The organism is Rohdeia mirabilis (assembly GCA_007750655.1).
In the GTDB taxonomy this organism is placed as follows: Bacteria; Planctomycetota; UBA1135; order UBA1135.
Map to the genome: position 1 here is coordinate 4,357,638 of CP036290.1, position 26,050 is coordinate 4,383,687.

Annotated in this window: 18 protein-coding genes and 1 tRNA gene; 7 read left to right on the forward strand and 12 right to left on the reverse strand. The window is 70.7% G+C overall.

All coding sequences use genetic code 11. The features are described from left to right. The first annotated feature begins 237 nt into the window (after nt 1-237). Nucleotides 238-1,248 (forward strand): hypothetical protein, encoded by a 1,011-nt coding sequence (locus Pla163_RS16150; RefSeq protein WP_145190898.1) that lies wholly within the window; start codon nt 238-240, stop codon nt 1,246-1,248. Nucleotides 1,249-1,504: 256 nt separating this feature from the next. Here Pla163_RS16150 and Pla163_RS16155 read toward each other — a convergent pair. From Pla163_RS16155 to ligA, 5 genes are all read right to left on the reverse strand, one after another. After that, nucleotides 1,505-1,580 (reverse strand) — tRNA-Val (locus Pla163_RS16155). Between the two features lie 118 nt (nt 1,581-1,698). Further along, nucleotides 1,699-2,388, reverse strand: coding sequence for an RNA polymerase sigma factor (locus tag Pla163_RS16160; protein WP_145190902.1), 690 nt, complete (start codon nt 2,386-2,388; stop codon nt 1,699-1,701). 83 nt (nt 2,389-2,471) lie between these two features. Then, nucleotides 2,472-4,097, reverse strand: coding sequence for an FG-GAP repeat protein (locus tag Pla163_RS16165; RefSeq protein ID WP_145190905.1), 1,626 nt, complete (start codon nt 4,095-4,097; stop codon nt 2,472-2,474). Between the two features lie 327 nt (nt 4,098-4,424). Next, the gene (locus tag Pla163_RS16170) at nt 4,425-5,987 is read right to left on the reverse strand and encodes a Kelch repeat-containing protein (protein ID WP_145190908.1); all 1,563 of its coding nucleotides are present in this window, start codon (nt 5,985-5,987) and stop codon (nt 4,425-4,427) included. Nucleotides 5,988-6,149: 162 nt separating this feature from the next. Further along, entirely contained in the window at nt 6,150-8,264 is a 2,115-nt protein-coding gene (ligA, locus tag Pla163_RS16175; protein WP_145190911.1) for an NAD-dependent DNA ligase LigA, read from the reverse strand. Nucleotides 8,265-8,290: 26 nt separating this feature from the next. Here ligA and Pla163_RS16180 point away from each other — a divergent pair, with 26 nt between their 5' ends. Together Pla163_RS16180 and Pla163_RS16185 are read left to right on the forward strand one after the other, a co-directional pair. Next, the gene (locus Pla163_RS16180; RefSeq protein ID WP_145190914.1) at nt 8,291-9,625 is read left to right on the forward strand and encodes a 1-acyl-sn-glycerol-3-phosphate acyltransferase; all 1,335 of its coding nucleotides are present in this window, start codon (nt 8,291-8,293) and stop codon (nt 9,623-9,625) included. Between the two features lie 71 nt (nt 9,626-9,696). Next, entirely contained in the window at nt 9,697-9,939 is a 243-nt protein-coding gene (locus Pla163_RS16185; RefSeq protein WP_145190917.1) for a glutaredoxin domain-containing protein, read from the forward strand. Between the two features lie 61 nt (nt 9,940-10,000). On the opposite strand, the gene Pla163_RS16190 is transcribed toward Pla163_RS16185, so the two are convergent. Next, on the reverse strand, nt 10,001-11,149 hold the full coding sequence (locus Pla163_RS16190) for a TlpA family protein disulfide reductase (protein WP_145190920.1): 1,149 nt from the start codon (nt 11,147-11,149) through the stop codon (nt 10,001-10,003). A gap of 193 nt (nt 11,150-11,342) precedes the next feature. On the opposite strand from Pla163_RS16190, the gene Pla163_RS16195 reads away from it, so the two are divergent. Next, nucleotides 11,343-12,410 carry a hypothetical protein gene (locus Pla163_RS16195; RefSeq protein WP_145190923.1) on the forward strand — a complete coding sequence of 356 codons (1,068 nt, stop codon included), beginning with the start codon at nt 11,343-11,345 and terminating at the stop codon, nt 12,408-12,410. 70 nt (nt 12,411-12,480) lie between these two features. Here Pla163_RS16195 and Pla163_RS16200 read toward each other — a convergent pair whose 3' ends face one another. After that, nucleotides 12,481-13,140 (reverse strand): HEAT repeat domain-containing protein, encoded by a 660-nt coding sequence (locus tag Pla163_RS16200; RefSeq protein WP_145190926.1) that lies wholly within the window; start codon nt 13,138-13,140, stop codon nt 12,481-12,483. Between the two features lie 110 nt (nt 13,141-13,250). Next, a complete protein-coding gene (locus Pla163_RS16205; RefSeq protein ID WP_419186039.1) occupies nt 13,251-13,895 on the reverse strand; it encodes a P-loop nucleotide/nucleoside kinase family protein in 645 nt (214 codons plus the stop codon). 169 nt (nt 13,896-14,064) lie between these two features. Between Pla163_RS16205 and purE the strand changes: the two genes are divergently transcribed. The 3 genes from purE (at nt 14,065) to Pla163_RS16220 (ending at nt 18,731) form a co-directional block, all read left to right on the forward strand. Then, nucleotides 14,065-14,568 carry a 5-(carboxyamino)imidazole ribonucleotide mutase gene (gene purE, locus Pla163_RS16210; protein ID WP_145190932.1) on the forward strand — a complete coding sequence of 168 codons (504 nt, stop codon included), beginning with the start codon at nt 14,065-14,067 and terminating at the stop codon, nt 14,566-14,568. Continuing rightward, a complete protein-coding gene (locus Pla163_RS16215; RefSeq protein WP_419186040.1) occupies nt 14,565-15,734 on the forward strand; it encodes a 5-(carboxyamino)imidazole ribonucleotide synthase in 1,170 nt (389 codons plus the stop codon). The genes purE and Pla163_RS16215 overlap by 4 nt, the downstream gene beginning before the upstream one ends. Nucleotides 15,735-15,893: 159 nt before the next feature. Further along, nucleotides 15,894-18,731 carry a M14 family zinc carboxypeptidase gene (locus Pla163_RS16220; RefSeq protein WP_419186041.1) on the forward strand — a complete coding sequence of 946 codons (2,838 nt, stop codon included), beginning with the start codon at nt 15,894-15,896 and terminating at the stop codon, nt 18,729-18,731. Nucleotides 18,732-18,791: 60 nt separating this feature from the next. Here the strand turns inward: Pla163_RS16220 and Pla163_RS16225 are convergent, their stop codons facing one another. From Pla163_RS16225 to Pla163_RS16240, 4 genes are all read right to left on the reverse strand, one after another. Next, on the reverse strand, nt 18,792-19,583 hold the full coding sequence (locus Pla163_RS16225) for a hypothetical protein (protein ID WP_145190938.1): 792 nt from the start codon (nt 19,581-19,583) through the stop codon (nt 18,792-18,794). A gap of 418 nt (nt 19,584-20,001) precedes the next feature. After that, complete coding sequence (locus Pla163_RS16230) at nt 20,002-21,360, reverse strand: MFS transporter (RefSeq protein ID WP_419186042.1); 1,359 nt, start codon at nt 21,358-21,360, stop codon at nt 20,002-20,004. A gap of 155 nt (nt 21,361-21,515) precedes the next feature. Further along, on the reverse strand, nt 21,516-23,444 hold the full coding sequence (locus Pla163_RS16235; RefSeq protein WP_419186043.1) for a diguanylate cyclase: 1,929 nt from the start codon (nt 23,442-23,444) through the stop codon (nt 21,516-21,518). 58 nt (nt 23,445-23,502) lie between these two features. Beyond that, complete coding sequence (locus tag Pla163_RS16240) at nt 23,503-25,722, reverse strand: Hpt domain-containing protein (RefSeq protein WP_145190949.1); 2,220 nt, start codon at nt 25,720-25,722, stop codon at nt 23,503-23,505. Nucleotides 25,723-26,050 lie beyond the last annotated feature (328 nt).

Below are 26,050 nucleotides of genomic sequence, written 5' to 3' on the forward strand. Positions count from 1 at the left end.
GCGGCCGCCGCGACCTGTGTCGCGGCGGCCGCTCGGCGTTCGTGCGCGATCCGGCGCGATCCAGCGTGGTCCGGATCCTGATCGAGGCTTGACCCCGCGCCCGGCGTTCGACGGCTAGGGTGTCCACGTCCGCCACCGCGCTCCGATCGACCGCAGCTCCACGCGATACGGCCCCGTCGGCGCGAGCGTCACGCGCACCTCACCCGTCGACTCCACCCTCACCGTGCCCACCCTGCCATGCGCACCACTCTCGCCTCGTTCGCCCTGCTCGCCGCCCTCGCACCGCAGGCGCTCGCCCAGTCCGCGCCGACGATCAGCAACCCCTCGCGTGTGATCCAGGCCGACGTGGAGTTCGTCGACGCGGTCTTCTTCGACACGGTCGGCGACTTCATGTCCTTCCAGAGCATCGTGGCCGGTCCGATCGACGAAGCCGTGGATGCGGGAGCCGGTAGCTTCGGGTCGTCGGTGTACGCGTCGAGCGAGCAGTTCGGAGACATCGACGTGCAGAGTGCGAGCTTCGACGCCTACGGCGCGGCCGCGGCGGGGTTGTACGTCCAGGGCTCGGGCCTCTCCCTCGCGACGAGCCTGTTCGAACTCAAGGTCGATCTCACCTACGACGGGCGGTTGTTCCTGTCCGGTGACCTCTCGACGTCCGATGCCTTCGGCGGCTTCTTCCCACAGGATCGCCCCGGAGTGGCCACGGTCGACCTGCAAGTGGTGGACGCGGCGACCGACGTCGTCCTGTTCGGTCGCTCGACCGCGTTCGGGGGGGTGGACCAGCTCCTCGACGGAACCGTCGTCCACCTTCCGGCCGGGACCTACCGCCTCAGCATCGCGGCCGTTGCGGCGGATGCGACGAACGGCATCGAGCAGATCAACGGTTCGAACGTGGCAGGCGTGTTCGACGTCCAAGGCCGATTCGAACAGGATGCTCCCACCACTGCTCACGTCGCTGCGATCGAGGTCGACGCGATCCTCGCGGGCGGCAAGTTGGTCGCGTTCGTACGCGTCCAGATCGTCGATGCGGCGGGCCTGCCGGTCGCGGGATCCCGCGTGGCCGGACACTTCTTCGGTGACGTCGGAGGGAGTCTGCGCGCGACCACGGACGCACGCGGGATCGCTACGTTCGTCCGAACGGCACCGGCGACCGTGGGCACGCCACGCTTCGCGTTCGGAGTGGACGGCCTCGCGCACCCGACGCTCGTCTACGACCCCGGTGCGAACATCGAGACCGTCGAGGCCTTCTGAGCCCGGTCACGGCGTCGCTCGAGCGGCGAGTGCCGTCGCGATTCCACGTCGAACGATCCGAACGCGCCGCCCTCGAAGTCGGGGCCGCCGGACACGACCCGGGCGAACCACCGGCTCGCCGTTCCACCTCACCGCCACTCGGCCACTGCGCAGTCAGCCCCTCGCGCCGATCGCCCCCTCGTGCCGATCGCCCCCTCGTGCCGATCGCCCCCTCGTGCCGATCGCTACGGGCGCGGGGCCGTCACCGGCGGGTGCGTGGTGGGCCATGCTGGACTCGAACCAGCAACTTCCACGCTGTGAACATGGCACTCTACCAATTGAGTTAATGGCCCTTTCCCGCGCGCCGGAGCCGCTGGCTCCCCGCGAGGGGGCGGAATCGTAGACAGGGGGCTGGGCCGATGCAAGCGGCCGGCGCGGCCTTCGACCGCTGCAGCGCGGGTCCGAGTCGCCCTACTCCTCGGACGCCTCGTCCGGCTCCCCGAGGCGGCCCGAGACCACGTCGCGCAGGCGCGCTTCGGCCCGCCGCAGGAGCATCCGAGTGGCGTCCTCGGTGCGCCCGCCCATCCGCTCGCCGGCCTCGCGCAGGGAGAGGCCCTGGAAGAAGACCAAGGTGATCGCCTTGCGGTGGTCGTCCGAGAGCTGTTCGAGCCCCTTGCGCAGGATCTCGAACTCCTCGTCGCGCGAGACGGCGCGCGTCACCGACAGGTCGTCGGCGGGCGGATCGATCGTGTGGCGCTCGTCGCCCTTCCCCACCTCCATCCCGCGCTCGCGTCCGACGTCGCGCTTGCCGGCGGAGTAGAACTCGGCCTTGTCGCGGATCTTGTTGTTGAGGATCTGGATCAGCCAGCGCAGCAGGCTGTCCTCGCCCTGATAGCTGTACTGGCCGAAGTCGCGCGTCGCCGCCCGGAACGTGGTCTGGGCCAGGTCGTCCGGTTCGAGGCGCGAACGCAGACGCGGGCCGAGGCGCTTGCGCGCGAGTCCGACGAGCAGACCGTGGTAGCGCGTGAACAACTCGTTCAGCGCCTCCGCTTCGCCCTCCTTGGCGCGGCCCACGAGATCGGCCACGTCGCCGCCCTCGAGTTCGTGGGGCGCCGGGTCGCGCTCAGCGTCACGCTGCGGTTCCTTGTCGTCGGGGGTCATGGGAACGGGCCCGCCCGCGCACAGCACGGACGGGCCCGGATCCTACGACACGGCGGGGAGGCCCCCAACCGCTGCCGACCCGTTCACTGGAGGCGCACGCGCACCGGGTTGCTGACCTGGTCGAACAGGAACGTCGTCGAGTCGATGATCAGGTAGCAGTAGTGCAGCTCGAGGCCGGCGTAGGAGGGCGGCAGACCGCCCGGCATCAGGTAGGCCGACTCGGCCTCGCCGTTCGCGTCGAGCAGACCGATCGGGTTCGACAGACCCACGCCTCCGGAGTTGATCAGGAAGAGCGTGTAGGCGTCCACGTTGATCGGCACCGTGATGCCCGACGGCGCGTCGAGCGTGCCCGGACTCGTGCCCGACGCCGTTCCGACCATGTAGTAGAAGTCGCCGGCGCGCGCGTCGGTGGCGCGCAGGTGGTGCGGCTGGCTGTCCGGACCGGGCAGGAACACGCGACTCCTGCCCTGGTAGAGGGTCCCGAGCACGTACTCGTGGGCCGCGCCGCTCGCGCCGAGAATGCCGTCGGGCTCCTCTTCGGAAGCGCCGACGAGCAGACGACCCCCGTCGAGCGCGAGCGCCGCGCCGAAGCGGTACGAGCCGAAGGTCCCCGGGCCACCCGCGGCGAGGAACTCGGTCTCGAGGCGCACCGAGGGACGCCACGTCCCGTTCGTGCGGCGCTCGAAGACGTGCACGGCGCCGATCGTCGCGGAGTGGGCGACGACCAGGTTCGGGCCCTCGAGGGCCACTGCGTTCATGACGACGCCGAAGCCGACGTCGGACGCGGTCGGCACGCGCACGGCGTCCACCTGGGCCCAGGGACCACTGGGGAGCGAACGCTCGTACACGTACGCGGTGCCGGACAGCGAACTCGCGTCGGCGGGGATCCCGGGCGCCGTGACCGCCAGCCGACTCCCATCGACCTCGAAGCGGCTCCCGAACTGCTCACCCCCACCGGTCGCGCTGGAGAACCACTGGACCTGCGTCCACGTGCCGGGCGCGGTCTCCTCGAAGACGAAGACGGCGCCGCCGTCGAGCGCGGCGATGTCGCTGCCGACCGCTCCGACGTAGGCGCGACCGCCCGACCACTGGACGTGGCCGCCGATCCGGTCCCCGGCAGCGGACGCGGAGGGAACGAGTTGCGCGATGTGGTCCCACAGACCCGTGCTCGCGTCGCGCTCGTAGACGTGCGCGGCACCCGTGTTGCCGTTGGCGCCGGGCGCGCCGACGAGCGCGAGGTCGCCGTCGAGATCCACGCTGAGACCGAAGAGATCGTCCGCGGCACTGGCGGGTGCCGTCATGAAGCCGCCCACCACGGACCAGGTGCCGGCCGAGAAGCGCGTGCCGTAGACGCGGCCCGCCTGACCCGGTCGCCCAGGATCTCCGACCAGACCTCGGTCGCCGGAGAGGGAGACCGCGCCACCGAAGTAGCGTCCGGCCGTCGGCGCACTGAGGTTGACGACCACGTCCCACGAGCCGTCGGGAGCGCGCTCGTAGAAGGACACGAAGGGATCGGAGAAGATGAACGTGCCGCCACCGGACGTGACCGCGGCGCGATCGCCTTCGATGTCCATGGCGACGCCGGCGTTGACGGTCAGGAAGGGCTGCTGGATCAGCTCCTGCGGTTGTGCCCGTTCGATCTGGGCCGAGGCGAGCGGCGCCGCGGCCGTGAACGCGAGGGTGGCGAGGATGGAGGAGTTCAGTTTCACGAGTGGACCTCTCTCGAGTCGTCGTTGCGAGGGGGTGACCGCGCCGGGGGGGCGAGCGCAGCGTCGTGCTGCGGATCGGTCGACCGGGGCACTGAAGGGCGAAAGGAGCCGAGGGTGCGGCGAGGCGCACCCCGTGGCTCGCGGGGCGCCGGTGCCCTGTTCCGAGCCTAGCGCGCGCTCGAATGCCGTGGTGTGAAGATTGCGGGCTCTCCCTCGTGGGTCCGGCTCGCACGCCCTGCGCGCGCGGCGAAGCGGACCCGAACGCTAACCGCCCCCGCCCGCGCCATCCGATTGGCGCACGGCGGGGGCGGTTCGTCCGTCTCGGCCCTACTGGGGCAGGACGAAGGTCTCGGCCGTGAGGTCCGTCGCGCCGCCCAGAGCCGACAGCGCCTCGCCCGTGGTCAGCGCGCGCGGGTGCAGGCCCGGATCGGTGACGACGACCGGCGCGATCGGCCGCGCCATCAGCTGCACGCCCGCGGTGACCCACGAGGTGCCGGCTGCGTCGAGGTACTCGATCGCGTCCGCGGGCGCACCGGACGTGGTGGTCACGTCGACGGTGGCCAGTCCACCGATCAACGTGGGGCGACGGCCGGGTGCGATCACCAACTCACCGTAGGCGCGGGCCTGCGAGATGGACGGGCCGTTCGACCAGCTGTTCGCGATCGGGTCGTAGATGCGGCTGTCCGCGCGCGAGGCGAAGGTCTGGGTCAGGACGTCGCCGTCCGCGCCACCGACCAGCATCACGCGACCGTCGTCGAGACGTGCCTGGGCGTGGAACGCGCGGCCACTCGAGAAGGTGCCGGCCGCGGAGAAGCTGTTCGTGACCGGGTCGTAGCGGCGCGCGTCGTTGCTGAACGACGGCAGCGGCAGACCGAGGAAGATCGTCACCGCGAGACCGCCCGTGACGAGCACCCTGCCGTCGGCGAGCGCGGTGGCGCGGTGTCCGATGCGGCGCTGGGGCAGGTTGGGGCCGTTGCTCCAGGTGTTCGACGCCACGTCGTAGACGCGCGTGGACTGGAGCACCTGTCCCAGAGCCGCCAGCGGATCCGAGAAGTCGATGCTGGAGGTTCCGCCGGTGACCAGAACCTTGTTGCCGGGCAGGAGCGTCGCCGTGTGGAAGACGCGCGGCGTGTCCATGGTCGACGTGGCGATCGTCGCACCGGTCGTCGAGTTGATGCGCTCGACCGACGCCGTCGGATTCCCGGCCGCGTCCGTGCCGCCGATGATCAGGACCGAACGGTCGGGCAGCAACGTCGCGGTGTGCGCGGAGCGCGGCGTCGTGAGTCCGTTCGGCAGCACGCGGAACGAGCCCAGCTCGCGGTCGTAGCGCAGGACGTTGCCCTCGCCCTGGTCGAAGCCCGCGGCGTCGCGCGCCACCCCACCGACCAGGAGCGCGTCACCGCCGGGGATGGCGGTCGCGGTGTGGCCGTTGAGCCCCAGCGGCGCGTCCTCGACCGTGTACGTCGAACCGGCGGTCGACGAGAGCCTGAACGCCGCGCGGTTCGAGATCTCGTCGACGAGCGTGGTCGCGCCCGGCAACGAGATGCACTGGGCGTGGATCACGCCGCCCGCGAGCGCCGGCGTGGAGGGCAGGACGAAGTTCACGACGGCGTCGCCGTTGCCGTCGAGGCCGCCGATGACCCAGTACGAGAACAGGTCGAGCCCGACCTCGAGTTCGCGCGTGTCGGTCGGGTCGAACGACGCGATCGGCAGCGGCCCGGTGTTCCCCGACGGGATCAGGACGTAGGCCGCGAACGGCGCGCCGCCGTCGATCTCGTAGCGCAGCAGCGAACCGAGCGTGCCGCCGATCCGATCGAGCGAGAGTTGGGCGGACGCTTCGGGAGCGAGCGCGGCGGAAGCGAGGACGAGGCCGAGAGCGAGAGAGCGCATTGGGGGGAGTGTCGGGGGGACGCGGAACGGTGAATCGAAGATCCTAGCCCGGCCCCAGCGGTCGCGCTCGGGCGGGCTGGTCGACCGCGCGCCCCGGCGGCCACTTGGGCCCTCTCGGATGCCCGCGCCGTCGAACCATCCTTCGGCCTCGCCCCCCGCGCCTCACTCGCCGCGCACGAAGGCGGTGAAGGCCTCCTCGTCGAGCACTTTCACTCCCAGTTCCTGCGCCTTCTTCAGCTTCGATCCGGGCTTGTCGCCGGCCACGAGGAACGCGGTCTTCGCACTGACCGACGACGACACCTTGCCGCCCTGGGCCTCGACGATCGCCTTGGCCTCGGCGCGCGAGTAGGACTCGAGCGTGCCGGTGACGACGACGCTCAGGCCTTCGAAGACACCGCCGCCGGCGCGCCGTTCGAGCGGAACCACGCGCACGCCGCCTGCTGCGAAGCGTTCGAGCAGCTCGAGGTTGCGCGGCTCGTCGAACCAGGCGCTGACCTTGCGCGCCGCCACTTCGCCGATGCCGTCGATCGCGAGGAAGTCCTCCTCGGTCGCGGCGCGCAGGCCGTCGAGGTCGCCGAACGCGCCGGCCAGCAGCTTCGCCGTGGACGGGCCGACCTCGTCGATGCGCAGCGCCACGAGGAAGCGATCGAACGGGATCGTGCGCCGTTCTTCGAGCTGAGCCATCAGGTTGTCGGCCGACTTCGCTCCCCAACGATCGAGCTCGACCAACGCGTCGCGCTCGAGGTGGAAGACGTCGGCGGGTGAGTGCACGAGCTCCGCGTCGATCAGCTGTTGGATCAGTTTCGGCCCCAGGCGATCGATGTCGAACGCGCCGCGCCCGCACAGCACCTCGAGGCGCCCGACCAACTGCGGCGGACAGCCGAAACGGTTCGGGCAGCGCCAGAACTTGCCTTCCGCGACGGCCTCGGTGCCACAGGCCGGACAGTGGCTCGGCATCTGGAACTCGGCGCGCCAAGCGTGGAAGACGCCCGTGCGCACCGCGCCGTCGGTGTCCTTCAGCGAGTCCGGAAGGCTCGCGTCCCAATCCTTCGGCGCGTCGCCGGCCGCGGAGCGCGAAACCCCTTCGACCTGCGGGATCACGTCGCCGGCGCGGTAGACGAAGACGCGGTCGCCCACGCGCACGCCCAGGTTGGCCACGTGGTCGGCGTTGTGCAACGTCGCATGGCGCACGGTCACGCCACCGACGTCGACCGGTTCGAGGTGCGCGCGCGGCGTCAGTCGACCGTTCGCACCGACCTGTACCTCGATCGCGCGCAGGGTGCTGACCGCCTCGAGCGCGGCGAACTTGTGCGCGTACTGCCAACGCAGCGTGCGCGTGCGCGAACCCAGCCGCTCGCGCAGGGCGAGGTCGTCGATCTTCGCCACGACGCCGTCCATGTCGTAGGGCACGTCGTCGCGCCGCGCCTCGAGCTCGTCGTGGTACGCGATCCGCGCGTCGCGCCCCACGACGCGCCGGCGCAGCCCGCTGTCGGCGAAGCCCCACGCGTGCAGCGCCTCCATCGTCTCGGTGTGCGTCGCGAACGCCGCGCCTTCGCTGCGCGCCACGCCGTACGGGAAGAACTGCAGGGGATAGCGCGCGACCTCGGCCGGATCGTTGCGTCGCACGGCGCCGGAGGTGGCGTTGCGCGGGTTGGCGAGGATGGTCTCACCGCGCTCCTCGCGCCGCTCGTTGAGGCGCGCGAACGCGTCGCGACGCATGAGGACCTCGCCGCGCACCTCGAGGAGTGCGGGCACCGCGGGCGCTGCGTCGCCGACGAGCTGGAGCGGCAGATCGCGCACCGTGCGCAGGTTCGCGGTCACGTCCTCCCCCACCGCGCCGTCGCCGCGTGTGACGCAGCGCGTGAGCTTCCCGTCCACGTAGAGCAGCGACGCGCTGACCCCGTCGAACTTGGGCTCGAGCGACCAGGCGATGGCTTCGAGTTCGTTCGCCTCCAGCTTCAAGAAGCGCCCCAGGCTCGTCACGAAGTCGTCCACCTCCTCGGTGGTGAACAGGCTGTCGATCGACAGCATGGGCACCTCGTGCGCGACCTTGTCGAAGCTCGTGCCCTCGGGCAGCGGCGCGCCGACGCGCTGGGTCGGGCTCGCGTCGTCGACGAGCTCCGGATGCTGCGCCTCGAGCGCCTGCAGCTCGCGATAGAGCGCGTCGTACTCGGCGTCGCTGACGTGCGACACGCCCTCGTGGTAGTAGAGACGCGCGTACTCGGTCAGATCGCGCCGCAGTTGTTCGACTCTGGCTTCGACCTTCTTCGCAGGCATGGGGCCAAACGGTACCGTCGGGCCCAGTGAAACGCCCGCTGATGTCCCTGTTCCGCCGCCTGTCGCGGATCTACTACCGCTTCGAACGGATCGGGGCGCCGCTGCCGGAGGACGGTCCGCTGATCCTCGTGGCGAACCACGTCAACGGCCTGCTCGATCCCGCGGCGATGCTGCACTTCGGCGAGCGCGAACTGTGCTTCCTGGGCAAGGAACCGCTGCTGCGCATGCCGCTCTTCGGTTGGCTGTTCCGCTCGATGGAGGTGGTCCCCGTCTTCCGCGCGGAGGACGGCGCCGACACCAACCAGAACCTGCGCACGTTCGAGGCCGTGTGGAGAGCGCTCGAATCGGGCCGGACGATCGTGATGTTTCCCGAGGGCAAGAGCCACGACCTGCCGGGCCTGCAGCCGATCAAGACCGGCGCCGCGCGCATGGCGCTGGGTACGGATCCGAGCCGAGCGGGCGAAGTGCGCATCGTCCCGGTCGGCATCGTCTACGAGCGCAAGAAGCGCTTCGGCTCGCGCGCGACGCTGCTGGCCCACGAGGCGATCGACGCCGGCGCCTATCGGACCGCGGGCGGTTCGGCGGACCGCGAGGCGGTGCTGGCGCTGACGGCGCGCGTCGAGGCCGCTCTGCGCGACGTGACCGTCGACGTCGTCGATCACGAGGACCGCCCGATCCTCGAGATCGCCGAGCGCATCTGGAACCCCGCTCCCGGCCGCGAGCGCGTCGAGCGTCTGGCGGCCCTCGCGCGCGCGTCGGCGGACCTGCGTCAGAGCGACCCGGCGCGCATCGAGCGGCTGCGCGGACGACTCGCGGCCTTCGCCGAGTGCCTCGGTCCGCTGGGCGCCTCCGTCGACCACCTCGACCTGCGCGTCGGGCCCGCGGGCGCGCTGGCCGCGACGTTGCGCATCCTCTTCGGCCTGCTCGTGCACGTGCCGCTGATCGCGGTGGCGGCGGTCTGGTGGGCGGTCCCGGTCCTGCTGATGCACCTGATCGGTTCGCGTGCGATCCGAAAGCCCGACCTGTACGGCACCTACAAGGCGCTGGCGAGCTTCGTGCTGGTCCCGATCTGGCACGTGGCGCTGTGCCTGTGGATCTGGCTCGGACTCGGGGCCGGTGGCTCGGCCCTCGCAGGGTTCCTGCTGGCTCCGCCGATCGGCGTCCTGGCCGTGCACGGCTTCCGGCGCGAGCGGTGGCTGTGGCGCGAGGCCCTGGTGTTCGCACGACTGGCGCTGTCGGGCCGGATGGTCGAGCGCCTGCGGCTCGAGCGCGCCGATCTGGCCGCCGAGATCGAAGCCTTGGCGGCGACGGTGCCCACGGAGCAGCGACGCATGGGTGGAATCGGCGCCGTCCAGGCCTAGGCTCTGCACTTCCCACGAGGCCCCTCCGACGGAGCGGACCCGCACCACCGCAACGACAGCGGACCGTTCCCATGGCGAAAGAGATCGAGATCTACACCTGGACCACTTGCCCCTTCTGCGTGCAGGCGAAGGCCCACCTGAACTCGAAGGGCCTGCCCTTCACCGAGTACGTGATGGACGGCAAGGACATCGAGCTCAACGCGAAGAAGCGCGAGTACGACCACTGGACCGTGCCGATCGTCGTGGTCGACGGCGTCTGCATCGGCGGCGCGACCGAGCTGCGCGCGCTGGACCGCGCGGGCGGACTGGACTGAGGCGGGCGGGTCCGCCGCGATTCGAAGCGGTCCCGTACGCTGCGATCACGTCGGCCGAGATCTACGGCGCGATCAACCCCGCCAGGCGCGCGGCGTGCTCGGCGGCGGGCGCACTGCCGTAGTCGGTCACGATCTCGCGCAGGCCCGCGCCGATCTTCGCGAGCGCCGCTGCGTTCTGGGCGCGGAAGGTCGGATCGAACGGATCGAGCACGTCGCCGCCGTTGCCGGCCACGGGTTCGAGCTTGTTCCAGGCCTTCAACTGTGCGTTCAGCGCCTTCGCCGCCTTCTCGGCGTTCTTGCGCGTGTCGCGCTCGGCGAAGCGTTCGGCGAGCGGCTGCGTGCGCTGGTGCCAGCGCGTGCCGGCCGTGGACTCGACCAGGTCGTCGAGCTGGTCGAAACCTTCCTTCGGGTCGCGTGCGAGCAACGCCTCCGCCGCGTCGGTGCGGCGCGCCACGTGGCGCTCGACCGCGGCGGCGAGGCGCACGAGCTCCGGGTCGTCGGGCGCGTCCGCGAGCGCGTCCTCGAGATCCGCCATCGACCGCTCGAGCTTGACGCCCGAAGCGATGCGCTCGGCGAGCTTCGCGTACTCGTCGAACGGTTCACTGCCTGTGTACACGGCCGGCACGTGGCGCAGCATCTCGCGCACGCGCTCGAGCACCGCGAGGCCGTCACCGCCGTGGTACGGGCCACCCAGGTGGTGGTGCACGAGAGCACCGTGCTGATCGAAGACCATGTAGTACGGCGCGTGGCCGGTGTCCGTCACACCCGGATGCGACGCCCCCTTCACGACCGATACGTTCGCGGGCGCGAGGCCCAGACCGTTCTGGAAGATCTCGTGGCGCACCTCGTCGACGTCCCCGTCCTGGTTGTGACTCGCGACGAGGTGGAACGGCCGACCTTCGAGTTCCTCGGCCAGGTCGAGCAAGGGGGGCGTGAACGCTCGACAGCCGGCGCACGAGCCGCCGATCTCGACGACGACGACCGAACCGATGACTGCGGCAGGATCGAACGACACGCCGAACACGTGCGTGCCAGGAAGCAGGCCTTCGATGCGAGTGCCCGGCTCGGCGGTGCCCTGTCCTTCGTCGGACGCGAATCCGAACGCGACGACGAGCGCCGACGCCGTGCGCACGTCGGCGGTGGTCGTCGGTGCGGCGAGCAGGAGCGAGAACGGTGCGGCGACGAGGCCGGCGAGAAGGCGTCGTTCCATGGCCATGGGCGTAGGGCGTCGTGGGCGCGGGGGGGCGCGCGCGATCCTACTCGTTCAAGAGTCGAACGGCCGTGGAACCCCGTGGAGCGGGACGCGCGCGGCTCGAAGCGCCGCTGGCTCCGGCGCGAGTTGACAGAATCGGCGGGTCCGGGCGACTCTCGTTCGTCCACCCCCACCCCCACCTCGATCCTCCATGTCCAAGTTCGTCGCCTGCCTCACCCTGTTCGCCGCTGCGCTCCTCGCGCTCCCGGCCGCCGCCCAGACCTGCCCGAACGGGAGCGATGTCCACTACCAGAACGACGTGCTGCCCCAGGTGCCGACGCAGTTCACGGCCGTCGCGGTGATCCCAGGACTGTGCGAGGGCGAGGGCTGTGCCTCGGTCTTCGATTTGAGTGGCCCCGGCCCTCAGACGTTGACCCAGGTCGCCGCTCCCTTCACGAGTCAGTTCGGGTCGGTCGGCGCGGTCGCCACGATCAACGTGGTCGTGTTCGACAACGTGACGTTCAACGGCGCCGGCGTGCCGAACATGTCCAACAAGGTCTTCGACCTCAATCAGGACACGGGCAACTCGATCCAGGTCGTCGACGGCGGCCTGAACGTGATCGACATGACGCCCTACAACGTCACCGTCACCGGGCCGAAGTTCGCCGTCGGGTTCGTGATGAACATCAACCCGAACGGCAACTGCACGTCCGGGTTCCCGTCGAACTTCTTCACCGACAACACGGCGTGCGCGGCGGGCAAGAGCCTGATCCGCATCCAGGGGCAGGGTTGGGTGGACACGGCGCTCGCGGCGATCGGCCCGTTCACGCTCTGCGGCTTCGGCGCCTACAACGGCCAGTGGGTCATCCGCGCCTGCACCGAGCCGGTTGGCAACCCGCTGAACGTCACCGTCATCGGCAGCCCCGCGATCCCCGGCCAGTTCGTGCAACTGATCTTCAACGCGCCCGGGCACGCCGGACACCTCTACGTCGCCGGCGCTTCGGGCAGCATCAACTCGGGCATCGCGATCCCGCCGCACGGCACCTTCCCGCTGGACTACGACTCGTTGCTCAACCTCTCGATCTTCTCGGGCGGTGGAGGCATCTTCAACAACTTCATCGGCACGGTCGGACCGGCCGGAACGGCGCCGGGTCTGATCCTGCTACCGAGCAACGCGCCTCCCGGCATCGACTTCTACGTCGCGTTCGTGACCTTCGATCCGTTCGATGGAGTCACGCCCTGGGGCATCTCGTCGCCGGCGCTGGTGCAGATCCAGTAGGCGATCCGAGCACGACGCCTCGCGCGAACGGCGCCCCGCACTCGACGCCCGAGTGCGGGGCGCCGTTCGTTCAATGGTCGGCGTTCACGATCGCATCATCTTCGTCCGACGGACCCAGCAAGTCTTCGAGGTCCTCGCGCAGCAGCGGATCGGACTCCTCGTGGCGCATGCGTTCGAGACGTGCGCGCAGGTCTTCCGGGAGCAGTTCGAACAGTTCATAGAAGCCGATGTCGTAGACGACGCTCCAACGCACCTCGGCGCACGGGTCCTCGAGAGCGCGTCGGATCAGAGGCGCGAGTTCATGCACCACCGTTGCCGTCGGTTCACGTTCCAGGAACACTTGGAACAGTCCCTTTGCGGCACTCCTGCGAACACCGAGCGCAGGATCTTCGAGGAACGACGCCAAGAAGTCGGTGTCACCGCACAAAACCAGACCGAAGTGGGCCTCGACAGCCAGCGCGCGTACGTCGTCGTCCGGGTCGTGACGCGCAAGCCGCGCCGCGCGCTCTTGGAACTGAGGGCACAACCCGTCGCTCGCGTTCACGAACGTGCAGGCGCGCAGCACCTCGAGAGCGACGAGGCGCGGGAAGGGCTCCGATCGAGCGAGGTAGGCGTCGATCGCCGATAGAACCGCCTCGTCGGCGCGTTCACCGAGCACGACGATCGCATCGAAGTCCGCTCCTGCGAGTGAGTCGCCGCGCGCGCGGCCGGACTCGATCAGCGCATCCATGACCGCCAGGGTCGGGAAGCGTCCTCGCTCTGCTGCAACACGCGCGAACCCGGCGCTGGAGTCCTCACCCATGCGAGGGCGAGCTTCCACTGCCAAGTAGTCGATGAGCGTCACGCGAGCTGCGCCGCGAGCTTCTGCGCCAGGGCGGCCACGACCTCGTCGAGCGGCGTCTCGCTGACCACCTCGAGCCGCTCGTTCTCGCCGCACTCGTCCAGCGGCTCACGCTGGCCCTTCAGCTTCAGGTACACGTTCCAGTCGGCGTCCGACGGTTGCGTCGTGTCCTGGATGCGGCGGTCGATGCGGCGCTTGATCACGTCCTCGGACGCCGTCACCTCGAGGAAGACGAAGGGCGCGCCCAGTTCGCGCGCCAGTTCCTCGAACGGCTTGCGCCACTTGGCCTGCACGAAACTGCCGTCGATGATCACGCGCGTCCCGGCTGTCAGACAGCGCCGCGCGTCGGCCAGCAGCGAGTCGTAGACCTTCTGCTTGGCCTCGGGGCTGTACATGCCCGCGTCGTAGGGTCCGCGGTGGCGATACCCGGTCGGCACGGCGAACAGCTCGCGTCGGCGCACGTCGCTCTGGTGCAGCTCGGCGTCCAGCGGCTCGGCCAGGTGCTCGGCCAGCCAGCTCTTGCCGCTGGCGGGAAGCCCGCACAGGAGCACCAGGGCCCGGGCGGGAGCTCCGGCAGCGGCGGCCCGGGCGGCGAGCGCGGAGGGATCGGGGGCGTGGTCGGACTGGGATTGCGGCGCGTCCATGGCGGGCAGGATAGCGGGCGGTGGGCGCGACGCCTCGGGACCCGCTCCGTACACTGCGCGCCGCGGACGGGTTCGCCGTCCGCCCACGCTGCCTCCGCCGCCTCGTGCCCGCGACGTCGCACGGCACTCCCCCCCACCGGCGACCAGCCCAACCCGCGACCCGACGGCCATGCCCGACACTAGCGAGAACGACGCCCGCCCGCTCGTCGGCCTGATCATGGGCAGCACGTCCGACTGGGAGACGATGCAGCACGCCGCCGAGCATCTCGAGCGTCTCGAGGTGCCCTTCGAGAAGCGCGTGGTGTCCGCCCACCGCACCCCCGACCTCTTGTTCGAGTACTGCGGCACGGCGGCGGAGCGCGGCCTCGAGATCCTGATCGCGGGCGCGGGCGGCGCGGCGCACCTGCCGGGCATGGCGGCGGCGAAGACCCACCTGCCGGTGCTCGGCGTGCCGGTGCGCAGCGAGGCCCTGTCGGGGATGGACTCGCTGCTGTCCATCGCCCAGATGCCGGCCGGCGTGCCCGTCGGGACCCTGGCGATCGGCCGGGCCGGCGCGGTGAACGCCGCCCTGTTCGCGGCCTCGATCCTGGCGTTGACGCGGCCCGACCTGCGCGCGCGCCTCGTCGCCTTCCGCACGGCCCAGACGGCGCGGGTGCTCGCGAGCGAACTGTGACGGGCGGAGCGCGACCGGATCTCGAGCCCCTGCCGCCCGGCTCGACCATCGGCATCGTCGGCGGCGGCCAGCTCGGTCGCATGTCGGCGCTGGCGGCGCGTCCTCTGGGATATCGCGTCATCGTGCTCGACCCCCAGGAGGACTGCCCGGCCTCGGGCGTCGCCGACTACCACCTGATCGCGCCGTTCGACGACGCGCGGGCGCTGGACGAGTTGGCGCGCGAGAGCGACGTCGTCACGTTCGAGTTCGAGAACGTGCCCGCGGCGGGGCTCGAGCGGCTGCGCGCGCTGGCGCCGGTCCATCCGTCGCCCGAGGTGCTGGCCACCTGTCGCGACCGCGAGCTGGAGAAGACGTTCCTCGTGAAGCACGGCTTCCCCGTCGCCGCGCACCGTTTCGCGTCCTGGGCGTCGGAGCTCGAGGACGCCGCGCGAGCACTCGGGACGCCCTCGGTCGCGAAGGCCACGACGCTCGGTTACGACGGCAAGTCGCAGGCGCTGCTCGAGTCGCCCGAGGACGCCGCGCGCGTGTTCCAGGCCATCGGTTCCGACCGCGTCGTCCTGGAACGCCTCGTGCCCTTCGACGCCGAACTGTCCGTCTCGGTCGCGCGCAACGAACGCGGCGAGCACCGCTCCTTCGCGCCGTCGCGCAACGCGCACTCCCAGCACGTGCTCGACGTCACCACCGTTCCGGCCGGCTTCCCCGCCGCCGTCGAACGCCGCGCGATGGAGATCGCCGACGGCATCGCGGACGCGCTGGAACTGGTCGGCGTGCTGGCGGTCGAGCTGTTCCTGGTCGGCGACGACCTGTTGGTGAACGAGCTCGCGCCGCGCCCGCACAACTCCTACCACCACTCGATCGAGTCCTGCGTCACGAGCCAGTTCGAGCAGCACGTGCGCTCGATCTGCGGCCTGCCCCTGGGCGACACGCGCCTCCTGCGACCGGCCGCGATGGCGAACCTGCTCGGCGATCTGTGGGCCGGCGGCGAACCGCAGTGGAGTCGCGTCCTCGGCGCGAGCGACGCGCACCTGCACCTGTACGGCAAGCGCGACCCCCGCCCCGGCCGCAAGATGGCGCACCTGACGGTCCTCGACGACGACGCCGCCACCGCGGCGCGGCGGGTCCGCGAGCTGCGCGCCGCGCTCGTGGCCCAGACGCCGATCGGCTGAGCCCGGCCCAGCGAACCAGCGCGCGTACCACCGGTGCGCGCGATCCCGCACCGCGCGCACTCCGCGCCCATCGATCGCACGCCCGTCCGTCGGGGCGTCGTCGATCCGGCGTCCGCGCGGCCCACCCACGTCCCCGCCAGATCCATGCGCACGTCGTTCGTGACGTCCATCCTCGCGCTCGTGCTCAGCAGCGCGCCCGCTCTTCCCGCCTTCGGTCAGGAGATCGATCGCACGGACACGGCCGAGACGGCTCCGCCGCTGCCCAGCCCGCGCGAACGCGCCGCGACGCCGATCCCCCAGGGCGATCCGAGCTGGTCGCCCGCCCTGTCCTGGGACGAGCCGTTCTTCCCGAACAGCCAACACGATCCGGCGATCCCGACGCCCGAGGCGATCCTCGGCCAGGCGGCCGGCAGTCGCGTGGCCAGCCACGACGAAGTGCTCGCGGCCTACCGACTGTGGGCCAGCGCGAGCGGCCGGATGAAGCTGTTCCCCTACGGTCGCACGCACGAAGGTCGCCAACTGGTGTACGCGGTGATCACGTCGCCCGAGAACCACGCACGGCTCGACGAGTGGCTGGCGTCGCGCTTCGAGGGCGACGTCCCCGCCGAGCGCGACGAGCAGGCCGAGGCCGATGCGCTGGGCGACAAGCCGATCGTGTGCTGGATGGGCTACGGCATCCACGGCGACGAACCCTCGGCGACCGACGCGGCGCTGATCCTCGGTTGGCACCTGGTGGCGGGCACGAGCGAGGACGTGACCGGGCTGCTCGACGACATGGTGATCGTGATCGACCCGTGCCTGAATCCGGACGGGCGCGAGCGCATCGGGACGCAGCTGCGGCAGATGTCCGGCTACGTCACGAACACCGACTACGCGGCGATGCAACGCGGACGCTGGCCGTACGGGCGCGGCAACCACTACCTGATCGACATGAACCGCGACTGGGTCACGGGTGTCGCACCCGAGACGCGCGGTCGCTGGCGCGCGATCCGTCAGTTCGAACCGCAGGTGCTCGTGGACGGACACGAGATGGGCCCGCTCGACACATTCCTCTTCTACCCGCAGTCGCCGGCGTACCACCCTCAGTTGCCCGGCACGTTGAACGGCTGGCAGAAGCGCTTCGCGAACGACCAGGCCACCGCGTTCGACCGCTACCAATGGGCGTACTACACGCGCGAATGGGCCGACGGTTGGTTCCCGGGCTACTCGGACGCCTGGGCGTCGCTGAACGGCGCGATCGGCCTCTTGTACGAGCAGGCGCGCACGCTCGGCCAGCCGGTGAAGCGCGCGTCGGGCGAAGTGGTCAGCTATCGCGAGTCGGTGCACGGACAGTTGGTGGCCTCGGTCGCGAACCTCGCCACCGCTCGCCGCCACCGCGCGTCGATCCTGGCGGACTTCCGCCGCGCGCGCGACGAAGCGGAGTCCGGCGGCGAGAACGCGGACGAGGCGTTCGTCGTGCTGCCCGGCGACAAGCCCGAGCGACTCGCGGTCCTCGTGGACGTGCTCGACGGTCAAGGCATGGAGTACAGCTTCACGGGCGGCGGCACGCTGACCGGCGCGGTCGGTCGCTTCGGCGACACGGTCGACAGCCTGGAGCTGCCCGCCGGATCGCTGGTGGTGCCCGTGGCCCAGAAGCAAGGTCGACTGGTGCGCGCCTACTTCGAGTTCGACCCGCACCTGCCGACCGAGACCCTGGAACGCGAACGGCGCGAGCTCGAGCGCAACGACTCGAGCCTGATGTACGACGTGACGGCCTGGAACATCGGCATGGCCTACGACCTTTCGTGCTACTGGGGCACGCCGAGCGGGCTCACCGAGGGCGCGGCGCCGGTCGACCCGGGCACGCGCGGTTCGAGCGGTCGCACCGCTTACGCCTGGGTCGTCGACGGCGCTAGCGACCGCGCCCCGCGCTTCGCCGCGCGCGCGCTCGAGATGGGCGTGCAGATCCACCTCGGCGATCGCCCGTTCACCGCGGCCGGGCGTTCGTTCCCGCGCTTCAGCCTCCTGGTGCGCAGCCACGAGAACGGACCGAGCGTCGCGCGTCTCGTCGAGGACGCGGCGCGTTGGGCGGGCGTCGAACTGGTCGCGCTCGACACCGGCCGCTCGCCCGACGAGAGCCCCGACCTCGGTGGCCAGCACTTCACGCTGTTGGCCCGTCCGCGCGTGGCGCTGCTCGGCGGCGAAGGTTCGTCCACCGGCAGCTTCGGACACCTGTGGCACCACCTCGACGTGCGCCTCGGCATGCCGCACACGATCCTCGAGGGCTTGTCGGGCGACCTGCGCCGCTACAACGTGATCGTCGCGCCCGAAGGCATGGCGAGCGAGTTGCGCAGCGGCCAGTTGCGCGACTGGGTGCGCGGTGGCGGCACGCTGATCGCCGTCGGCTCGGCCGTGAACGGCGTCCTGGGCGAGGAAGGCCTGTCGGACGTGGTGCGCCACCGCGACGCGCTGGACGAGGTCGGCTCGTACCGCGCCGCCGCCCGACGCGCCCTCGCCGCCGGTACCGCGCCGATCGACGCCGAAGGGCTGTGGTCGGGCGAACTCGAACCCGCCGGTGCGGACTTCGACGTGGACGAGGACGAGGCGGGTGCGCTGCCCGGTGGTGAGGACCGCGACACGTGGATGCGTCGGTTCGGTCCCTCGGGCGTGATCCTGCGCGCCCACGTGGACGACGAGCACTGGGTCACCGCCGGCGCCGGGTCGGATGAGATGCCCGTCTTCTTCGAGGGCAGCACCGCGCTCCTGGCGAAGGACTCGTGCGCCGTGCGCTTCACCGCTGCGGCCGACCTGCGCCTGTCCGGACTGCTGTGGCCGGAAGCGCGCGAGCGCATCGGGCTGTCGGCGTACCTGACGGTCGAACGCGTGGGCGCCGGTCAGGTCGTGCTGTTCGCGGCCGACCCGGTCTTCCGCGGCTACTACCTCGGCACCGCGCGCCTCCTGTCGAACGCGCTCGTCTACGGACCGGGGATGGGCACGCGCACGGCGGTTCCGCGCTGACCGTTGCCGGGCGCGAGTGGCGGTGCCGACGGGCGCCGCCACTCGGCCCACGGTGGTCCGTCAACCTCGGGGCGGACCGAGCGGAAGGGACCGCAGCCCCGGATGGCTGCGCTCGGTGGGCGGCGCGTCCAACCAGTGCAGATCGATCAGTCCGGTCGGGAACCGATAGCCGGTCTGGCGGTGCGCGACCTCGCTCGTGCAGGCGCCGAAGCCGTCGACCCAGGCGGCGAGGCGTTCGCGCGTCGCGCCGTCGCCGCGACACTGGATCCACAGGTCGATGTCGCTCCCCGGTCCAGCGTCGCCACCACCCGTGCTGCCGCCGATGTAGATGGCGTCGATCTCGAAGCCCGCGGCGTCGACCCGCCGCGCCAGGGCCTCGGCGAACTCGTGGCGCCAACGCCAGTGGTCGGCGGCGCGCGACGTGCGCCCGGCCAGGAGCTCGGTCTGCTTCCACTCGAGGTACTCGCCGAGACGCGCGGCGACGGCGGACAGCAACTCGAGCTCCTCGGCGAGGAAGTCCGGCGCGCCTTCCGAACTCGCGCCGCAGGAAACCGTCAGCGCGCCGACGCGAGTCCCCCACAACGCGATCGGTCGCGTCTGGCACGCTCCGTCGTGGGTGTAGCCGGGACCCACGTAGCGGCGACCCAGGTACTCGATGCTCGCCCCCGTCGACTCGGGACGCTGCCAGCCTTCCGGGAGCGCCTCGAGAACCTGTTCGAACGCGGACTCGGGAGACAGCGCGCGACCGGACACGATCGCGTGGATGCGATACAGACAGCGCAGCTCCTTGGCGCGCTCGCGCAGGGCGTCGGTCTCGTTCAGCGGCCTTCGGTCCAGCGGCGTCTCGTCCATCGGCGACGAATACCCTGTGCCGAGGACCGGCGCAACGAGACACCCGGCGCCGCCGGCGGAAGGGCGATGCCGCGGTGGCGTTCGGCGAGGTCGAGCCAGGTCGGCGCCCGCTGGACCCGGCCCGCGCACACGACCCGAGCGAGAACCAGCTGGCCAGAAAGAGCTGGGGCCCCGAAGAGCACAAGATCTGCTCCCGGAGCCCCGGCAAGGTGAGGGCGCACGCCCACCCGAAAACCCAGTTTTCCCCATCCAGACCGCGGATGAGGTGCGCCCTTCAACTTCTCGTCAGCAGGAGTACGACACCGGGGCGCGCCTCTTTGCAAAGAGCGGGAGAATTCGAACGAGTCGGCGTTCGGTCGGGCGCTCGACCCCCGCGGCGAGCCCTAGGAGCGGGCTCGTCGGCAGGTGGAATCGAGTTTCATCTCGCGGGTCCGTCCGACTCGTCCGCGAGCGGGTCCGCCGCCGCCACGGCCGCGCGCCCGCCGGTCACGTCGACCCGCCACAGGATGGCCGCGCCGATCGCGAAGAAGGGCAGCAGACACAGGACCGCCAGGTCGCTGTCGTCGGTGGCGTCGATCGCGAGGGCCAGGACCAGCGGCCCGAGGATCGCGGCGAACTTCTCGGCCACGCCGAACAGCCCGAAGAACTCGGCGCTGCGGGCGGACGGGATCAGGGAGGCGAACAGGGAGCGACTGAGCGCCTGGACCCCGCCCTGGACCAACGCGACCGCCATCGCCAACGCCACGAAGTGCGCCTTCGTCGTCATCAGCGCCGCCAGGACCGTGATGCCGGCGTAGCACGCGATCCCGATCAGGACGGCGGCACGCGGGCCGATCTTCCGGGCCAGCTGGCCGTAGGCGAAGGCCGCGGGCAGCGCGACGAACTGCACGGCGATCAGGACCCCGATGACGAACGGGAAGTCGAAGCCGCGCTGCTCGGCGAAGATCCCCGCCATGCGCACGATCGTCACCACGCCGTCGTTGTAGATCAGGAAGGCGCCCAGCAGCAGCAGGGCCTGCGGGTAGCGACGCAGCTCGGCGAAGGTCGAACGCAGCTGGGCGAACGCGCCGAGCCGCTCGCCGCCGGGCATCGGGGGCGGCTCGGGAACGCCGCGCAGGATCGGCACCGAGAACACCAGCCACCAGACGGCGACGACGAGGAACGCCGTGCGCACCGCGAGCGTGCCCTCGACCGGCAGACCGAACGCGCCGGGTCTCGAGATCATCAGCGAACACAAGAGGAGCGCGATCCCCCCACCCAGGTAGCCGAGGCCGTAGGCAGCGGTCGAGATGCGATCGACGTCGCCACCGCGCGCGACGAACGGCAACAGTGAGTCGTAGAAGACGATGCTCAGCGTCGCGCCGAGGTTCGCGAGCCCGAAGGCCACGAGCGCGGGCCAGTGATCGCCGACGTCGAAGAAGAACAGCGCAGCGCTGGCGACGACCCCGATCAGCATGCTCGCCGCCAGCATCGTCTTGCGCCGGCCCCGCACGTCCGCGTGTGCGCCGAGCACCGGGGCGAGCACCGCCGACAGTCCGAGCGACGCCGTGGTCGCGAAGAGGAACAACTTCTTCGCTTCCTCCGGATCCAGCTCACCCGCGATCGACTTGGCGTAGAAGACCGGGAAGATCGCCGTGATGACGATCGTGAACATGGCCGAGTTGGCCCAGTCGTAGGTCGCCCACGCGCGCGCCTGCGGCGAACCGAGCCCGATCTTCTCCAGCAGTCGCGCGATGCTCATGGCGGCGGATGATAGCCGGGCGCCGCGCGTCGGCACGGCTCGACGGAGTGCAGCCCGGAGCGAGTCGGCGCAACGACGTCGAACCGAGAAAAGAGGACGGGGCCCGTGGCGCTAGGCCACGGACCCCGTCGAGCCCCTTCCCGGGCTCCCAACCCCTTGGTCGTTCCGAGGGCGCCGCCGCCCTCTCGTCGTCACGCGGACTTCGCCTGCTGCGAACCGTGGGACGTCGCGCTGACCTGGTTCCGCCCGCTCGACTTGGAGACGTAGACGGCTTCGTCGGCGAGTCGGATCAGATGGTCGATGTCGCCGATGCTCGGGTCCATCGTCGCCACGCCGACACTGATCGTGACGTTGCGGTCGAAGTCGCCGAACTTGATGTGGCTGCTCTCGACGCGCATGCGGATCCGTTCGCCGACCATGCGGGCCTCGTCGAGGTCGGCGCCGGGAGCGATCACGAGGAACTCCTCGCCGCCCATCCGCGCCGCCATGTCGTTGCGCCGCACCGCGCCCTTGATCACGCGCGCCGTCTCCTTCAGCACCACGTCGCCGACGTCGTGTCCGTAGGTGTCGTTGACGCTCTTGAACTTGTCGATGTCGATCATCAGCACGGACAGCGTCGTGCCCGTGGCCAGCGCGTGCTTCCAGGCGCGATCCATGTGCGCCATCGCGTGCCGGCGGTTCGGAAGACCGGTGAGGAAGTCGGTGTTCGCCGCCTCCTTGAGCTGTCGGTTCATCCGCGTCATCTGCACGGAGTTCTTGCGCTGGATCTCCTGGTCGAGTTCGACCTGCTCCTGCAGCTTCACCATGCGCACGCCGGCCCGCAGGCGCGCCATCAGCAGCTTCGGCTTGAACGGCTTGGCGACGTAGTCGTCGACACCCGCGTCGAATGCTGTCAGGAGACGATCCTCGCGATCGTTGCCCGTCAGGAGGAGCAGGTAGATGCGCTTGCCCCAGCTGGTGCGGCGCAGCGTGCGCGTCAGCTCGATGCCGTCGAGCTTGGGCATGAACCAGTCGGAGATCACGACCTGCGGGCGCTTCTTCAGCGTGATCGCGAGCGCTTCCTTGCCGTCGCGAGCGAGCATGACGCGGTGGCCCTCGTCCTGCAGCAGCTTCGCGAGCAGCTTCAGCGCGACGGGATCGTCGTCGACCACGAGCACGTCGGCGCCGTGTTGGACGGTGCGATCCATCGGGCTGGCCGAGCGCTTCGCGTCGTCCTCCCAGTTGCGGTCGGTGCGGACGGCATTGGCGTAGCTCGAGGTCTCGAGGCTGAGCTGTTCACCCCACTCGATCCACTGACCCATGACCAGCTTGCACAGCTCGCCCAGCGAGACGTCGTAGATGGCGAGTCGGTTCTCGAGCTGACCCATTCCGGCCAAGGACTCCGCGTCGGCCTGCGCGCCCTTCATGGCGTAGTCGGCGATGATGCGGGCGTCGGCCAGCACCTCGTAGAGTTCGCGCGAGTAGCCCTCGAGCGCTTCGTCACCGCCTTCGCGACCGAGAGCCATCGAGACCTCGCCGAACGAGTCCGGGAGCCCCCATTCGGCCATCAGGCAGTCGGTGACCTCGAGGTGGTCGATTCCGAACAGCTCGGACTCGCGCGCGCAGCGATCCAGCGTCGGATCCTCCTCGAGCTCGTCGAGAAGCTGCGCGTAGTCGTCCGGGTGGCAGCTGGCGAGCGCGAGTTGCCCGACGAGTCCGAGCAGTGCACACGTGAACGCTTCGGCCGCCACGGCGCGTCCCGTGCGCTCGCTGATCTCCTGCCCCGCGAGCGCGCGCACCAGGGAGCGGGCCCAGTACTCGTCGTAGTCGAAGCGGTCGCACTGACCGATGCGGCTGCTCGAGACGAGCGAGAATCCCAGAGCCACGCTCGTGACCGTGCGCAGCCCCAGTCGCATCGTCGCTTCCTTGACCGAACGCACCGGCTGTGAACCAGCGACGCCGACCGAAGAGGCGAGCTTGAGGATCCGTCCGGTCAACGCGGGGTCGGCCTGGAGGATTCCCTGCAAGTCGTCGATCGAGCAGTCGTCCTTCTGCGTGAGCGTGAGGATCTTCATCCCCACTCCGGCGGGAGACGGCAGTTGACCGCTCTGTTTCAGATCTTCGAATTCCTTGCGTGTCATCGCGGTGGACCGGGGTGCTCGGGGACGTCGGGGTGGGTGGTAGGGAGGGTCACTGCGGTCAGCGCAATTCGTCGGACAGCGCATCCACGACGCGGATGTACTCCGCGGTGGAACGGTCCACGAGTGAGGGGACGGAGTCGACGCTGCCGCGGCGGCAGGAGTCTTCGATGGCTCGGCACAGGTCCGACAGCACCGTGGCACCGAGGTTGCCGCAGCTCGACTTGAGCGCGTGCGCGATGCGTTGGGCCTCTTCGAAGTCGTCGCGAGCGACGGCAGCTCGCAGTGCTTCGAGGCGCGCCGGCGTGTCGCCGAAGAACAGCTCGATCAGTTCACGCACGAGACCGGGTTCGTCTTCACCGCCAAGCTCGCGCAGGCTCTCGAGGACTGCCTTGTCGACGGCGGCTTCGGCTGATTGGGGATCGATCACTTCGGTCTCGGGGTCTTGGGTGCGCACCTGGGAGGTGGGGCCGGATGTCCAACGGTCGGTGGCCGAGGACGTCTCGTGTTCCGACCGCTCGCGGGTGGAGCGGTCGTGGCTGGCTTCCTCTTGTCCGTTCTCGAGGACTCGAATCTTGAAAGGTCCTGCCGACAAACCGCGCAGGGCCTCCAAACGTTCGAGGCTGGGCGCGCCGTCCTCGTCGCTCCGGACGAGCTCAGGATCGACGACGATCAGGCCGTAGACGGCGTCCTGGAAGGCTTCGAGCAACTCGTCGAACCCGGTGACGCGGTCGACGGTGTGCCCTTGGGCGACGAGCGCCGCCGTCTCCTGGGTCGCGGCGTCGTCGTCGTCCGTCGCGAGGAGCACCCGCGTCGTTCGGACCGGAGCCAGCGCGCCGGCGAAGGCCAGGTCGACGAACATATCGCGCAGTCGACCGGGGTGCAGCGGCGTGCTGAGGCACAGGTGCGCGCCGCAGCTCGCCAACTGACGCGGATCGACGGCGACACCGCCGGACAGGAGCAGCGTCCCGACCGAACCGGGCCAGCGTTCGAGCCAGTCCGCGAGGCGCGCGGGTCCGGCGCCGTCGTCGAGAGCCGCGGACACGACGAGCACGTCACAACCACCGCTCTCGGCGAGTGCAGCGTCGACGGCGTCCACGTCGGTGGCGCGCGCCACGATCCAGCCGAGACCCGAGGCGACCGATTCGACGAGGTCGCCGTCGGGGCTGGCCGGCACCGCGACGACGGCGCGCAGTCCGACGCCGTCGGCGCTCGCGACCTCGGGCTCGGAGCGCGGATCGCTGCCGATCGGCAACGGCAGGACGACGCGGATGGTGTGACCTCCCTCCGCTCGCGCAGAGGCCTCGAGTTCGCCGCCGAGCACCTCGACCAGTCCGCGGGCGAGCGCCAGCGACAGCGACGCGTCCAGCTCGAACAGGTTGTCGAATCCCGTGGGCGACTCGCCCAGCAGGCGTTCGAACGAAGCCTGGTCGTGGACCGGCGCGGAGTCGTTGAGCACGAACACCATGCGGTCGGGGCGTTCGGCGTCCTCGGCCACGTCGAGCTCGATCGACCCGCGCTCGCAGGTGTCGAGCGCGGCCGACAGCAGGCGTTCGACCACTTGCTGGAGACGCCGCTCGTCGCCGAAGCGCCAGTGGTTCGACATGCGACCGACCGTGATGCGGTACTCCAGACCCTTGTTGCGGGCTGCGGGGTCGAACGAGCGCGCGATGCGATCCAGCGCCGCCGCGAGGTCGAAGTCGCGCTCGCGCAGTCGCAGCTTGCCGGCGCGCGCGCGGGCGAGGTCGAGCACCGCGCCGAGCAGACGCCGCATGGACGAAGTCGCGTCACAGAGGGCTTCGGCGGCGTGTTCGTCCTCGGGCTCGAGCTCGAGGCCGCGCAGCTGTTCGGCGTGGTGCCCCATCGAGCGCAGCAGCGCGTAGAACTCGGGCGCGAGTTCGGCGAGCAGGCGGTTCTGCGCGCGGCGGGCGTCCTCGGCGTAGACCGCTCGGCGCTCGAACTCGGCCCCGGTACGGGCCGCCTCGGCCACGATCTCGGAGATCTGGGCGCGCAGGTCGTCGCGGCCACCGGCCACCGCCTCCCGGCGCGCCTCGTCGATCAACGCCAGGCGCGCCCGCGTCCGACCGCTCGCGAAGAGCGCGGCCCCGACGCCGAGACCGGCGCCGACGACCCCGCCGATCGCACCGGCCACGGGGCCACCCGCCGACGCCAGAGCCGTGGCGAGGGCCGCGGGCGTGGCGAAGACGAGGGCGCGTTCCGACCAGTGCGGGCGCAGGGCGGGGTGAAGACCCCGCTGAAGGTCTGTTCGAGTCGATTCCATGGGGGGACGGGCGCGTCCGGCGGACACGTCCACGCCAACGATCGGACGACCTCCGAGCGGAACTGGGGGCGAATGGCTCCTTTCCGTCGCGACGCGGCAGCGGCTGGCAGGCGCCGCAACGGCCCGGCCCCCGACTCGACCCGGGCGGCACCAGCCTCCTTCGCCGGCCGGGCACCCGAGAACCTGCACTTTCTCTGCGCCCGCGGATCGGGATCGGAGTCCCCAGTCCACGGAGGGCAGCGGAGCACGGCCACACATGCGGGTCCGGAGCCCTCGTTCGCCCTCTCCTCCACTGAAGAGCCCCACCCCCACCCCCGGCCCTCGCCCC

Bases quoted from the DNA above. Each gene is read 5' to 3' on its own strand.
- Pla163_RS16150 (WP_145190898.1), top strand. From the start codon at position 238: ATGCGCACCACTCTCGCCTCGTTCGCCCTGCTCGCCGCCCTCGCACCG.
- Pla163_RS16160 (WP_145190902.1), bottom strand. From the start codon at position 2,388: ATGACCCCCGACGACAAGGAACCGCAGCGTGACGCTGAGCGCGACCCG.
- Pla163_RS16170 (WP_145190908.1), bottom strand. From the start codon at position 5,987: ATGCGCTCTCTCGCTCTCGGCCTCGTCCTCGCTTCCGCCGCGCTCGCT.
- ligA (WP_145190911.1), bottom strand. From the start codon at position 8,264: ATGCCTGCGAAGAAGGTCGAAGCCAGAGTCGAACAACTGCGGCGCGAT.
- Pla163_RS16185 (WP_145190917.1), top strand. From the start codon at position 9,697: ATGGCGAAAGAGATCGAGATCTACACCTGGACCACTTGCCCCTTCTGC.
- Pla163_RS16190 (WP_145190920.1), bottom strand. From the start codon at position 11,149: ATGGAACGACGCCTTCTCGCCGGCCTCGTCGCCGCACCGTTCTCGCTC.
- Pla163_RS16195 (WP_145190923.1), top strand. From the start codon at position 11,343: ATGTCCAAGTTCGTCGCCTGCCTCACCCTGTTCGCCGCTGCGCTCCTC.
- Pla163_RS16200 (WP_145190926.1), bottom strand. From the start codon at position 13,140: ATGGATGCGCTGATCGAGTCCGGCCGCGCGCGCGGCGACTCACTCGCA.
- Pla163_RS16205 (WP_419186039.1), bottom strand. From the start codon at position 13,895: ATGGACGCGCCGCAATCCCAGTCCGACCACGCCCCCGATCCCTCCGCG.
- purE (WP_145190932.1), top strand. From the start codon at position 14,065: ATGCCCGACACTAGCGAGAACGACGCCCGCCCGCTCGTCGGCCTGATC.
- Pla163_RS16225 (WP_145190938.1), bottom strand. From the start codon at position 19,583: ATGGACGAGACGCCGCTGGACCGAAGGCCGCTGAACGAGACCGACGCC.
- Pla163_RS16235 (WP_419186043.1), bottom strand. From the start codon at position 23,444: ATGACACGCAAGGAATTCGAAGATCTGAAACAGAGCGGTCAACTGCCG.
- Pla163_RS16240 (WP_145190949.1), bottom strand. From the start codon at position 25,722: ATGGAATCGACTCGAACAGACCTTCAGCGGGGTCTTCACCCCGCCCTG.